The organism is Proteus sp. G2618, from assembly GCF_009915995.1.
Classification (GTDB): domain Bacteria; phylum Pseudomonadota; class Gammaproteobacteria; order Enterobacterales; family Enterobacteriaceae; genus Proteus; species Proteus terrae.
Map to the genome: position 1 here is coordinate 309,360 of NZ_JAABNI010000026.1, position 12,371 is coordinate 321,730.

11 protein-coding genes and 1 tRNA gene are annotated in these 12,371 nt (G+C 34.4%); 10 read left to right on the forward strand and 2 right to left on the reverse strand.

Features of this window, described 5'->3' with window-relative positions; translation table 11 throughout:
• The first annotated feature begins 348 nt into the window (after positions 1-348).
• The 5 genes from GWJ01_RS18030 (at position 349) to GWJ01_RS18050 (ending at position 6,281) form a co-directional block, all read left to right on the forward strand.
• Positions 349-879: a fimbrial protein gene (locus tag GWJ01_RS18030; RefSeq protein ID WP_088495248.1), complete on the forward strand. Its 531-nt coding sequence runs from the start codon at positions 349-351 to the stop codon at positions 877-879.
• A 63-nt stretch (positions 880-942) separates the two neighbouring features.
• Complete coding sequence (locus tag GWJ01_RS18035) at positions 943-1,668, forward strand: fimbrial biogenesis chaperone (protein ID WP_161711416.1); 726 nt, start codon at positions 943-945, stop codon at positions 1,666-1,668.
• Positions 1,669-1,693: 25 nt separating this feature from the next.
• Complete coding sequence (locus GWJ01_RS18040) at positions 1,694-4,213, forward strand: fimbria/pilus outer membrane usher protein (protein WP_161711417.1); 2,520 nt, start codon at positions 1,694-1,696, stop codon at positions 4,211-4,213.
• Positions 4,210-5,589 (forward strand): fimbrial protein, encoded by a 1,380-nt coding sequence (locus GWJ01_RS18045; RefSeq protein ID WP_237585727.1) that lies wholly within the window; start codon positions 4,210-4,212, stop codon positions 5,587-5,589. The genes GWJ01_RS18040 and GWJ01_RS18045 overlap by 4 nt, the downstream gene beginning before the upstream one ends.
• A 2-nt stretch (positions 5,590-5,591) precedes the next feature.
• On the forward strand, positions 5,592-6,281 hold the full coding sequence (locus GWJ01_RS18050; protein WP_088495251.1) for a fimbrial biogenesis chaperone: 690 nt from the start codon (positions 5,592-5,594) through the stop codon (positions 6,279-6,281).
• Positions 6,282-6,517: 236 nt separating this feature from the next.
• Here the strand turns inward: GWJ01_RS18050 and GWJ01_RS18055 are convergent.
• Positions 6,518-6,593: transfer RNA gene (locus GWJ01_RS18055), tRNA-Lys, on the reverse strand.
• Positions 6,594-6,853: 260 nt separating this feature from the next.
• Here GWJ01_RS18055 and cycA point away from each other — a divergent pair.
• From cycA to GWJ01_RS18070, 3 genes are all read left to right on the forward strand, one after another.
• Positions 6,854-8,266 (forward strand): D-serine/D-alanine/glycine transporter, encoded by a 1,413-nt coding sequence (cycA, locus tag GWJ01_RS18060; RefSeq protein ID WP_088495259.1) that lies wholly within the window; start codon positions 6,854-6,856, stop codon positions 8,264-8,266.
• A 298-nt stretch (positions 8,267-8,564) separates the two neighbouring features.
• Complete coding sequence (locus GWJ01_RS18065) at positions 8,565-9,002, forward strand: universal stress protein (protein ID WP_075674138.1); 438 nt, start codon at positions 8,565-8,567, stop codon at positions 9,000-9,002.
• A gap of 209 nt (positions 9,003-9,211) precedes the next feature.
• Entirely contained in the window at positions 9,212-10,030 is an 819-nt protein-coding gene (locus GWJ01_RS18070; RefSeq protein ID WP_161711418.1) for an MBL fold metallo-hydrolase, read from the forward strand.
• A gap of 191 nt (positions 10,031-10,221) precedes the next feature.
• Here the strand turns inward: GWJ01_RS18070 and GWJ01_RS18075 are convergent, their stop codons facing one another.
• On the reverse strand, positions 10,222-10,668 hold the full coding sequence (locus GWJ01_RS18075) for a universal stress protein (RefSeq protein ID WP_161711419.1): 447 nt from the start codon (positions 10,666-10,668) through the stop codon (positions 10,222-10,224).
• A gap of 235 nt (positions 10,669-10,903) precedes the next feature.
• On the opposite strand from GWJ01_RS18075, the gene psiE reads away from it, so the two are divergent.
• Positions 10,904-11,317 (forward strand): phosphate-starvation-inducible protein PsiE, encoded by a 414-nt coding sequence (psiE, locus tag GWJ01_RS18080; RefSeq protein WP_023581865.1) that lies wholly within the window; start codon positions 10,904-10,906, stop codon positions 11,315-11,317.
• Between the two features lie 147 nt (positions 11,318-11,464).
• Positions 11,465-12,280 carry a 23S rRNA (guanine(745)-N(1))-methyltransferase gene (gene rlmA, locus GWJ01_RS18085; protein WP_161711420.1) on the forward strand — a complete coding sequence of 272 codons (816 nt, stop codon included), beginning with the start codon at positions 11,465-11,467 and terminating at the stop codon, positions 12,278-12,280.
• Positions 12,281-12,371: the final 91 nt, after the last annotated feature.

A 12,371-nucleotide genomic window follows, 5' to 3' on the forward strand; every position in this document is an offset into this window, starting at 1 on the left:
TGGTATTATTTTATTAAAAATGACAAATATCAAATTAAAGTAAAATAATATTATTTTTGATATTAATCCTAATAAAACTAATATTTTTTTGTTAAAAAATGCGTAATAGTCATATTTAGACTATAAGAATATGCTTAAAATCGAAAAATATATACGTATTAACCGCTATATATGATGAAGATAGTTGCATTTTATGAGTAAATAAGTCGATAATAATACATACTTAAATATTAGTACGTAATAAACATGAAATAAGGTTATTAAACCTATTTTATTTCGTGTCTGCCTTTTCATTTATTAAAATCCCAAAATAACTTATTTAGATATATTACCGGAGAGAGTTTTATTATGAATAAAATACTTCTTGCTGCGATGATCGCAGGTGTTTTTTCATCAACAGTTTATGCAGCTTCTGATAATACCATTCGCTTTCAAGGTGAAGTTTCTGATGAAACTTGTACTGTAACTGTTAATGGTAATTCAGCGCTTCCGGTTGTTTTATTACCTACAGTACCTGTAACTGCATTAGATACTGCGGGTAAAACAGCAGGTCAAACACCATTTACTATCGCAGTGAGTGGTTGTACGGGTTCTAAACCAACAGATACAAATATTAAAACTATTTTTATTGCTAATAATCTGACAACAGAAGGTCGTATTGGCAATACAGCAGCAAATAACAACGTAAGCTTAGAAATTATTGATCCTGCGAAAACAGGCACTAAAATTGATTTAACTGGTGTAGGTAACGAAGGTTTAGTATTAAAAGCAAACGAAAAATCAGCATCTTATGATTACGCTGTGCGTTATTATGCTGATGATGTTGCAACAGCAGGCAAAGTAGAAGGTAGCGTGCAGTACTCTATTTCTTATCAATAATGCTTATATGTCTCCTTTATATAAAGGAGACATTTTTCTATTTATATAAGAGGAAGAGAAGTAATGAAAAAAATAATAATGTTAATTGCCCTATTTTTCTTAAGTTATAGCACAGCATCGTATTCTAGTGTCACCATGTTAAAAACACGTATTGTATATTCATCAGATTCACGCTTTGAAGTTTTAAAGTTTATGAATAACGATGAAATCCCTTACATTATGCAAATATGGGCGGATAAAAATAATCCTAATTCGACCCCAGATAATGCAGATGCGCCTTTTGTTGTTCAGCCCCCAGTTTTTCGTATTGATCCTAAAACAGGGAGAGACGCTCGATTAATTTATACTGGCGAAGGCTTACCACAAGATAAAGAATCTATTTTCTATTTAAATGTGGCGCAAATTCCACCTAAAGATCTGAATAAAGACATAAAAGAAGGAAATAGCTTTACGGTTATTGTGCATCATCGATTAAAAATATTTTACCGCCCAACAGCGATTGCCTCAAAGCTAAATAATATCGAGAAGCAAATATCATTCTCAAAAGAAAGTAATGGCAATATAAAAATTAAAAACGATTCACCATTCTTTGTGTCATTTGCACAACTTGAAGCCACTAATGCTTCGGGACAAAAATTTATATTTAAATCAACTATGGTTTCTCCGTTATCAACAGAAGTATTAGTCGCTGAAAATGGTGGGAAGCTTTCATTTTCACCCGATAAAATGACTTATAAATACCTCAATGATCTAGGTGGGCAGAATAGCGCGACAGATTTAATTCATTAATAAAAATGGCATTGAAATGAAATTCATGGAAAAAAGCACAGCACAATTAAATAAGAGAATAAAAGTCGTATTCTTAATCGGCTCATTTTCTCTATTTATTCAATCAATGCCTTTTGCCTTTGCTGATGATTATGAATTTGATCCTTCTTTATTATTAGGTAGCAAAAATAATATCAACATTAATCAGCTTCATGACAGTAATTATGTGGAGCCTGGTGATTACGATGTTGATATATATATTAATAATCGTTTTTTTGAAAGAAAAACAGTGAGTTTTCAATTAAATGATAAAGGTAAAGTGACGCCTTGTTTTAATCAACAACAGATTGATGAAATGGGCATTTTGCTTGATAACGAGATCAATCAAGATAATGGTCAATGTTTAGTATTAAACCAAATTGATAAAAACATTGTAGATTCATTTGATGCTTCTAACTTTAGAATAATGATTGCAGTGCCCCAAATCTTATTAAAACGAAGACCACAAGGTTATGTTAATGAAGAAGATTTAGATGCAGGCAACACCATGTTATTCACCAATTATTCTGGTAATTACTATAAGAATAAATCGAACGGACAAACTTCAGACTATGGTTTTGGTAGTGTCAACATGGGCGTAAATCTGGGAACTTGGCAATTTCGCCAACAGGCGTCTTATTCTTATAACTCATCGAAATCGGGAAGTAATAGTGAATTTAATTGGATAAGAACGTATCTACAAAAACCTTTATTGACATTAAAGTCGATGTTAGTTGTCGGCGATATTTATACAACAGGCGCACAATTTTCAAGTCTGGCATTTAAGGGTATTCAATTAATGTCTGATGAAAGAATGTTGCCGGATTCTCAAAAAGGCTATGCGCCTGTTATTCGTGGTATTGCGACGACTACTGCACGTGTAGTGATAAAACAAAATGGCACTGAAATTTATCAAACGACGGTATCTCCCGGACAATTTGAAATAAATGACCTTTATCCAACCAGTTATGAAGGGGATTTATTAGTCGAAATTAACGAAAGTAATGGTAAAGTTTCTTCTTTCACAGTGCCATTTACCGCATTACCAGAGTCAGTAAGGGCTGGTCGCTTTAAATATAATTTTACCGCAGGTGAAGTGAATAATTTCGGTTCAGAAAATAGTTATTTTTCAGATATCGCTCTGCAATATGGTGTGAATAATACGGTAACCCTAAATACAGGAATGCGTGTAGGACATCAATATCAAGCAGTATTTGTCGGCTCTGTTATTGCTACAAAATTAGGGGCAATTGGTTTTAATTCGGCATTTTCAAATGCGGAAGTGGGCGGCAAAAATTATCAAGGTGGGCGATTAGGTGTTAGTTATAGTCGTACTTTTAGCCCAACCAATACTGTTATTACACTGGCTGGTTATAAATATTCAACAGAGAATTTCCGCGAATATAATGATGTTTTAGGGTTGAGAAAAAGTGCAAACAATGACATGGAATGGAATTCCAGCAGCTATAACCAAGAAAGTCAGTTTACACTTAGTGTTAATCAGTCTCTTGATAAATGGGGACAACTCTATATTTCAGGCTCTATCAGTAACTATTATGGTAGTAAAGGACATGATGCTCAGTATCAAATCGGTTATTCAAATACCTATAAAGATATTGCTTATAGCCTCGCTTACAGCCGCCAAAAAACAGGACAAATGACGGCGAATAATACTTTTACACCAATAACAACTGATCCAATATCGGAAGATATGGTGATGTTGTCTGTTTCTATGCCATTAGGACGTTCTGATTATTCACCAATGCTATCGTTATCTTCTAGCCATTCTAGTGATGATTCGAGTTATCAAACGAATTTATCAGGGCTTTTAGGAGAAGATAAAACACTTTCTTATAGTGTAAATGCAGATTATGACACACAAAATAGAGCTGTAGGCAGTGGTTTACATTTAATAAAACAGCTTCCTTTTACTACGTTATCAGGCAGTATTTCTAATGGTAAACATTACACTCAAGGTAGTGTGGGTATTCAAGGTGCGTTAGTTGCTCACAGTGGTGGAGTAACATTAGGACCTCGTATTAGTGATTCTTTTGCTTTAGTGGAAGCAAAAGGTGCAAGTGGTGCGAGCGTGAGTAATGGTATGGGGGCACGCATAGATCCCTTTGGTTATGCTATTGTGCCTTCTCTTGTTCCTTACCAATATAATAATGTTAGCTTGGATGGGAAAAATATTAGAAATAATAATATCGAATTGCTGGAAAATACTAAGCAAATAGCACCATATTCAGGTTCAAGTACTAAAATCGTTTTTAAAACTCAAGTCGGATATCCTGTATTGATTTCGGTTAAGCCTGAAAGTGTATTGGCATTAGGTGAAAATGTTTATGATAAGGATAGACATATTGTTGGTATGGTGGGGCAAAGTAACCAAATTTATGTCAGGGTTGAAAATAGAAACGGGACACTGACTGTCGGTAAAGATGAAGATAGTTGCCAAATCGCTTACTCAATACCAGAAGAAAAAGAAGCCGATAAACTCATTTTATTATCAGGTCAATGCTTATGAAATTAAATCGCTGTTTACTTTCTTGTCAGTCCTCCATTTTATTGGCGTTGATGCTATTTCCTTCTTTAGCTTTGGCAACATGTTATAAAATAACAACTACGACGACGAATCCCAATAGTTCGTATTATACCGAGCCTGGTAAAGGTTCAGCGAAAAGTTGGCAAGGTGCTCGGGATGATTCAGGATCAATGGGAAGTACCCCTAAAGTCATTAATGTTAATAACGATCAGTTTCAAATTCCGGGTACATTAGTGGCGAGTGGTTTTGTCTCTTTTTTCGAGGCGGGTTATGAAGTTTATGATCCTGAACAAATATTATTTCGTTGCACAGCCGATGAAGAGGGTAAATTAAGGGAGTTCTATTCAACGAATGGTGACTATAACTATGGTGGCAGAAATTTAGTTAATCCAGCTTTAGGCTTAAATGATACTTATATTAGTTTGGCAAGAGGGCTAGGTATTCGCATTAAAAATACCATTACAGGTGAATATTATAGTCGCTATTGGAAATCTCGCGCTTTAAATAATTTAGAAAGAGATAGCCAAGGATGGATCTTAGTAAAAGCAAAAGACTTCTCTAATATGGAAGTAGAGTTATTTAAGATTAATTATGAAAGAACAGGTGATATGCCACCTGCACAATCAAGTAGTGGTTTAATTACTTTTATTAACCAACCAGCAGGTTATATCGCCTTTCAAAGTTCCAATTTCTCTTATTTATTAAAAGATGGTTCAGATCACGCGACAAATTATCATGGCTTTTATGCTTATTGGCCTGCTGCTGTAAACATGTCTCGCCGTATTTATATTCGTAATGCATCCACTTGTTTTGTGCGAAATGTTACGCCTTACGTTTCATTTCCATTGGTCACTATTAATGAGTTAGCAAGTGGTAAAAAAGTGACTTTACCTATTACGATTGATTTTTATTGCCAATTAACACCACCGGCGAGTGATGGTATGAGCAATATTTCTAGTGGAACAGGAGTAGGACAAACCGCAATGGGGTTTTTACCCAGACCTGCAAATGTTAATAAGGCAATTGAATTAGGATTAACAGTACCTAATGGCGCAGGAATTACCCATTTAGTGACAGATGGTTATGGTACTGACTCTCGTATGGCAAAAGGGGTTGGTGTAAGAATATATCGCCCATCCGGTATGGCATTAAATTTATTATCAACATTAGCCAATGAAGGACAAGGTGAGGGCTACGGTTGGTATCCTGTTTATGATGATGCTAGTTCGGTCTCATTTAATAATGGTATTGCCGATTTAACTAAAACATTATATGCCTCATTAGAAGCGCTACCGAGAGAGAAAATAACTGCGGGTAAATTTAATGCGACATTACAAGTGATTATACAGGTGCAATAAATATGAAAAGGATCAGTATTTTTATTCTGTTACTGTGTTTTTCGTTTATCGCCAAAGCGAATTTAGCATTAGATGGCTCAAGAGTGGTGCTTTATCATTCGGACAGAGAAGCATCATTAAATATAAAAAATGATGGTGAGTTTCCGGTGGTGGTTCAAACATGGGTGGATGATGGTAACCCAGAAAATACCCCAGAGACCATAACTGATGTTTCCGCTTTATCACTACCGCCAGTATTACAATTAAAACCGAGTGAATCACAACAGGTACGAGTGATTAATAAGTTTACCAATACAGATAAAGAAAAAGAGACACTTTATTGGCTGAATTTATATGAAATCATGCCTAAGCCAGCGAATAAAAAATATGATGAAGGCTTAATTAATGTCGTCGTTAGATTGCAAGTAAAAGTATTTTATCGCCCTGATAATTTAATTATGGCGATTTCCGATGTCAGTAGTGCTCTTATTTTCACAAAATCAGATCAACAGTTAACAATTGAAAATCCGACACCTTTTTATGTCACTATTAAATCAGCGTCGAGTGAAAATAACCCTAATATTCTTATTCCAATGATAGCGCCATTTTCCAAACAGCAAATCAACCTAGTGGATAGTAAAATAAACACTATTAACTATGTTTTGATTGATGATTTTGGTGGGGAATTTAAAGATAAAAAAGAGATAAAATAGGCTTGTTGATAGTTTATATTGAGTTATTTAATTAAACCAGATTAATTGTTTTCTTTGATTAATTCTATCTACTCTAGGTTTGGATAAAAAATAAGCGGGTGCGGTTTTCTTTAATCGCCGTATTATTTTGCGTTTTCAGCTTAAGGTAACTGTAACACTTCCGCGACAGTTTATTCTAAAAGCAAAAAACCACTTCTTGTGAAGTGGTTCAATTGCCTGATTTCTCAGTGTAAAATTGGTGGGTCGTGGGAGGCTCGAACTCCCGACCAATTGATTAAGAGTCAACTGCTCTACCGACTGAGCTAACAACCCGATGCACTGATTATTCTCCTCTCAAATGCGATGGTCAAGCGCTTATTTTGATTTTTTATCAAATGGATAAAATATCGCCGAATAAATTAAAGAAAGGATCTTATCTGGTTATCAAAGCATCATTCATTTTACTAAAAGTGATCTTTTCATTACTTATACTGAGATTTGTGTCACAATAATTTCGCAAACACATTACCGCGCCAAAAAATAAAATAGCGGTAAAAATAACATCGAAAATATGAAAACACTTCAGGTATTGTATGGAAGATCAAACAGAAATTTCTCCTCCCGTTAGAGTGAAAAATGCCACTCTACAGCGCGGGCTAACAAATCGTCATATTCAATTAATTGCTATTGGTGGTGCTATCGGTACTGGTCTATTTATGGGATCAGGGAAAACCATTTCGTTAGCTGGGCCATCAATTATTTTTGTCTATATGATAATTGGCTTTGTCTTGTTCTTTGTGATGAGAGCCATGGGCGAACTGTTATTATCGAATTTAGAATATAAGTCATTTAGTGATTTTGCTGGTGATTTATTAGGGCCATGGGCTGGCTTCTTTGTCGGCTGGACATATTGGTTTTGCTGGGTCATTACGGGGATTGCCGATATTGTAGCTATAACGTCTTATATTAGTTATTGGGCACCTAATTTCCCTGAGTGGGGCACATCCTTTATTTGTGTGCTGACATTGCTTATTTTAAATTTAGCGACAGTCAAACTCTTCGGAGAAATGGAATTCTGGTTCTCCATGATAAAAATAACCGCAATTGTCTCTTTAATTATTGTTGGTATTGTTCTTATCAGTATTGGATTTGAATCTCCAGCAGGACACACCGCAGCACTAGAGAATATTTGGAATGATGGAGGGATGTTCCCCAAAGGATTAAGTGGGTTTTTTGCGGGATTCCAAATTGCTATTTTTGCTTTTGTTGGGATTGAATTAGTCGGTACTGCCGCTGCGGAAACGCGTAATCCAGAAAAATCCTTACCAAAAGCCATTAACGCTATTCCTATCCGTATTATTACTTTTTACGTATTAGCATTAGCCATTATTATGTCGGTAACTCCGTGGCGCTCTATTTTGGCGGATAAAAGCCCATTTGTTGAGCTATTCGTTATGATAGGAATACCTGCAGCCGCAAGTTTAGTAAACTTTGTTGTATTAACAGCTGCCGCTTCTTCTGCGAATAGTGGGATATTTTCCACAAGCCGGATGTTATTCGGTTTATCTAAAGAAGGCGAAGCGCCAAAACAATTTAGCCAATTATCTAAACGTGCAGTACCTGCCAATGGGCTGTTATTTACTAGCTTATGTCTGTCATGTGGAATTATATTAATTTATTTTATTCCTGATGTTATGCACGTATTTACCTTGGTAACAACAGTCTCGGCGTTATTATTTATGTTTATTTGGAGTATGATTTTATGCTCTTATTTGGCATATCGTAAAAAACGTCCACAATTGCATGAGAAGTCTATCTATAAAATGCCTTTGGGGATTATTATGTCGTGGCTATGTCTTGCATTTTTTGCATTTATGACAGTGCTATTAGCTTTTGAACATGATACTCGCCAAGCATTAAGTGTGACTCCATTGTGGTTTATCGCATTAGCAGTTGGTTATCAATACGTTAAGAAGAACAAACAGAAAAATGGTGTTCAAAAATAACATAGCGACAACCACATAGATTACATAGTAAAACGAGAGAGCCTTATTATTTAATAAGGCTTTTTATTAAAAATAAAATGCCATTGCTAATAAAATAATTACCAGTTTTTAAAATAAAAATTTATTAAAAATAAAGTTTCCATTTATTTTGATTTATTTTTTTACTTATTTCTTATTATTGTTTTGAGTGAAAAACAGACGTTATTTTTCTGAAATAAAATATTTTTAAAATATGTTAACTACATCCGGTATTTTTCTAAAAATACACTATCCTACAATTAAAATAAAAGGAGACGGTATGTATAAAAATATTTTGGTTCCCATTGATATTGATGAAGATAACCTGATGAACAAAGCAATTCCGTTAGTGGAAAATATTGCAAAAAATGAAGATCCTTATGTTCACTTTTTGTATGTACTTCCTAAACTTCCACAATCTTCTTATTATCGACTTGTTATGAATGGTGATCAATTAGATCAAGGATGCTTAAAAACGTCCGCAGAGAAAGAGCTTAAAAAAATAATCGAACGTTTTGATTTACCTGACGATAGAATGCAAACTCACATTTGTATTGGTACACCACGAGATGCAATATTGCAGGTTGCTGATGAAGTGAATGCTGATTTAATTGTGATTGGTTCACATAATCCTGAAGATGATTCATATCATATAGGTTCAACGGCTGCAGATATTACACGTTATGCAAAACGTTCTGTTATGGTAGTAAGAAAGTAGGGCAGTAAGATAAGCCTAATGTTCTTATAAATGATAAATAAGAATATTGGCAGATTTAGTGATATCGCTGTTATGTTCCGTTCGCGCGTAACAGCGATTATGCAACTTAAAAAGTAAAACAATCGCACAGAACAGCAGCTTTTATATTTGGAACAAATTCTTTTTTTAATTACTATAAGTTATCTCCTGATAATAATTAAAAACCCCCTATGTTAACGATCACTGCATTGCTAGAAAACAAATCGATTAATCCTGAACTTAACCACTATCCTGGTTTGTCATTATTGTTAGAAGATGATGAGTGCCAAGCTAAAATTCTCTTTGATACTGGAAAAGACCTTACTTTTATTTCAAATGCCAAAAAAATGGGTATTGATTTAACCACATTGAAAACAATTGTTGTGTCCCATGGGCATTATGATCATTTTGGTGGGCTCACGCATTTACCCGCAGATTTTTTTACTCATAAACCTCGAATTATCGCTCATCCCCATCTGTTTTCTGTTCGTTATTCAGCACTTTTTTTAGGCAATAAAAATATTAAATTTAAACGGTTAGCGCCTTTATTTGATCGCAAAAAACTTGAAGCACAGTTTTCTTTTGAATTAACACAAGCACCGTTAGCAATCGAAGAAAACTTTATCTATTCAGGACAAGTAACCCAGCGCCAAGTGAATAAACGCTACGGTGTTATTATTCATGAATCAGGTGAAGAAGATGACTATGTTCTTGATGATAGTTTTCTTGTTTGGCAAGGAAAAAAAGGCTTAGTGATTATCACTGGATGTAGTCACTCGGGTATCGAATCCATCATTGGACATGCGAAAAAAATAACAGGAAATAACCAAATTCAAGCGATTGTAGGAGGATTGCATTTACGTTGTGCAACACCATCAGCATTGCAGCGCGCGAAAAAAGCCATAGATACAAACATTGATGTCTATGGATGTCATTGCACGGGCGTGTTAGGACGAAAATATCTTAATGCAAAAGATTTTAATGCAGGGCAGTCTTTATCTTTTGAATAGGATTAATTGTAAATATTGAACCTAAAAAGACCTGAAATTTTAGTTTTTTGGTCTGTATTCTAACAAGTTAACTATTTGAAATGAAAAAAATTAAGGTGCATTTAGTGCTATTTATAACGTAGGGGATCACAGAGTTCTTTTGGCAATAAATAACCTAGTATTATTGCCAAAAGAAAAGAGGGCTAGTGATTTTATTTGCGAATGACCATTACCGAACGTGACGTACTGTTTACAATATAATCCGCTGTCGAACCCAGCAATATATTGCGTTGGTTACGTGAGCTTGAACCTATAATAATGGTATCTGCATCAATTTTTTCTGCTAACTCTAGAATATTGTAATTAGGCGTACCAATAACGGCATGACATTGGTATTGTTCTTTGGGTAAGTTAAATTGTTTTTTTACACATTGTTCTAATTTTTCAGTTAATAGAACTAAAGCTTGTTGCTTTTTCTCAACGACAGACGGGCTATCACAATTAAGTCCATAAGCTTCTAAAGAGCGTAAATTAGGCATAACTGTAATGAAATGGAAATAATTTTCTGGTTTCCTAGCTAGGAAGCGAATATCTTCGATCATGCGCTGAATTCTGCTATCTTCTAATAAATCAATTGCAACGAGGTATTTGTTAGCCATAGTGTGCCTTTTCAATAAATTAGCTCTTAAATTAAGTATAAGTAAACCCGCTTACAAGTTGAAATTTAAAAGTGAATATTGCGATTATTGCATCATTATTCTTGGTTTTTTGGCTCTAAAAGATAAAAAATAGTGTGATGAATGCATAAATCTATTAAAATTTAGCCAAATTGCCTAATAGGCCTTTTATCATTTTTTACACATCATGGAATGATCTCACTAGGTTATAGTTTATATGAGAAAATCAAGCGAAGACTTACTGAAATGTATTGCCACTATATTACAGTGGGTGCTTAATATTGGATTACTTATTTTAGCGATTGTATTGGTCAGTTTTCTTATCAAAGAAACATATGTAATTGCTTCATTATTATTTAATTTAGGTGCAGAAGAGTCGTCTTATCAATTGTTAGAAGGTATTTTGATCTACTTTCTTTATTTTGAGTTTATTGCGCTTATTGTTAAGTATTTTTTATCTGGCGGGCATTTCCCTCTTAGATATTTTATTTATATTGGAATAACGGCAATCGTACGTTTAATTATTGTTGAGCATAAAGACTCTGTTGATACGCTAATTCAGTCAGGTGCAATCTTGCTGTTAGTTATTGCGTTATTTATCGCTAACACTGAAAAATTAAAACGAACTTGATTTGCCTATAAGTTGTGCTTATTAAGCGACTTAGCATAGAAAGCATGATTTAAGATTAAAAATAAAGAGCAAGGTTTTCCGCAAGATTGGGAGAGGTATGTTATTATCTCTCCCAATTTTATTCTGGGTTATGCAAAAAATATTACTATGTCCTATCAATGTCCATTATGTCATCAGGCACTTTCTCTTCGCGCTCACAGTTGGGTTTGTGACAATAATCATCAGTTTGATTGCGCTAAAGAAGGGTATGTAAATCTGTTACCCGTACAATTTAAGCGCTCAAAAGAGCCTGGTGATAGCGCTGAAATGATAAACGCACGCCGTGAGTTTTTAGATGCGGGGTTTTATCAGCCAATGCGAGATAAAGTGGCTGAGTTAATACAAGCATTATTGCCTGAAGATAACAGTGTTGTATTGGATATTGGTTGTGGTGAAGGTTATTACACTAACCAGTTTTATCAAAATCTAAAACCAGGTAACTCGCAAGTGTATGGTTTGGATGTTTCTAAAGTCGCGATTAAATATGCTGCTAAACGTTATTCATCAATTCATTTTTGCGTAGCTTCAAGTCAGCGCTTACCTTTTTGTGATGCCTCTTTAAACGCAGTTGTGCGCATTTATGCTCCTTGTAATAGTGATGAATTAGCAAGAGTTATTGCACAGAATGGTTATATTATTACTGTTACGCCAGCACCTCGCCATCTCTATCAATTAAAAGCACTAATTTATTCAGAAATACATCTTCATCCATTAAAAGAAGAATATTTTGATGGATTTAATAAAGTATCTGAACATCAAGTTGCTTATATGATGAATTTAAATGGCAAGCAGGCTTTTGATTTATTACAGATGACACCATTTGCATGGCGTGCAAGTGAAGAAGTAAAACAGTCATTAGTAGAAAGTAAAAACTTTGAATGTGAAACCGACTTTTTAATTCGTGTTTATCAACGTCATGCTTAATCACATGAAATAAAAAATAGTTTATTTAGTTAATAAAAAAGCTTAGGTCGTAATATTTCAAACCTAAGCTTTTTAATATACTTTATTAGAG

Bases quoted from the DNA above. Each gene is read 5' to 3' on its own strand.
- GWJ01_RS18040 (WP_161711417.1), top strand. From the start codon at position 1,694: ATGGAAAAAAGCACAGCACAATTAAATAAGAGAATAAAAGTCGTATTC.
- rlmA (WP_161711420.1), top strand. From the start codon at position 11,465: ATGTCCTATCAATGTCCATTATGTCATCAGGCACTTTCTCTTCGCGCT.
- GWJ01_RS18035 (WP_161711416.1), top strand. From the start codon at position 943: ATGAAAAAAATAATAATGTTAATTGCCCTATTTTTCTTAAGTTATAGC.
- GWJ01_RS18075 (WP_161711419.1), bottom strand. From the start codon at position 10,668: ATGGCTAACAAATACCTCGTTGCAATTGATTTATTAGAAGATAGCAGA.
- psiE (WP_023581865.1), top strand. From the start codon at position 10,904: ATGAGAAAATCAAGCGAAGACTTACTGAAATGTATTGCCACTATATTA.
- GWJ01_RS18030 (WP_088495248.1), top strand. From the start codon at position 349: ATGAATAAAATACTTCTTGCTGCGATGATCGCAGGTGTTTTTTCATCA.
- GWJ01_RS18070 (WP_161711418.1), top strand. From the start codon at position 9,212: ATGTTAACGATCACTGCATTGCTAGAAAACAAATCGATTAATCCTGAA.
- GWJ01_RS18045 (WP_237585727.1), top strand. From the start codon at position 4,210: ATGAAATTAAATCGCTGTTTACTTTCTTGTCAGTCCTCCATTTTATTG.
- GWJ01_RS18065 (WP_075674138.1), top strand. From the start codon at position 8,565: ATGTATAAAAATATTTTGGTTCCCATTGATATTGATGAAGATAACCTG.
- cycA (WP_088495259.1), top strand. From the start codon at position 6,854: ATGGAAGATCAAACAGAAATTTCTCCTCCCGTTAGAGTGAAAAATGCC.
- GWJ01_RS18050 (WP_088495251.1), top strand. From the start codon at position 5,592: ATGAAAAGGATCAGTATTTTTATTCTGTTACTGTGTTTTTCGTTTATC.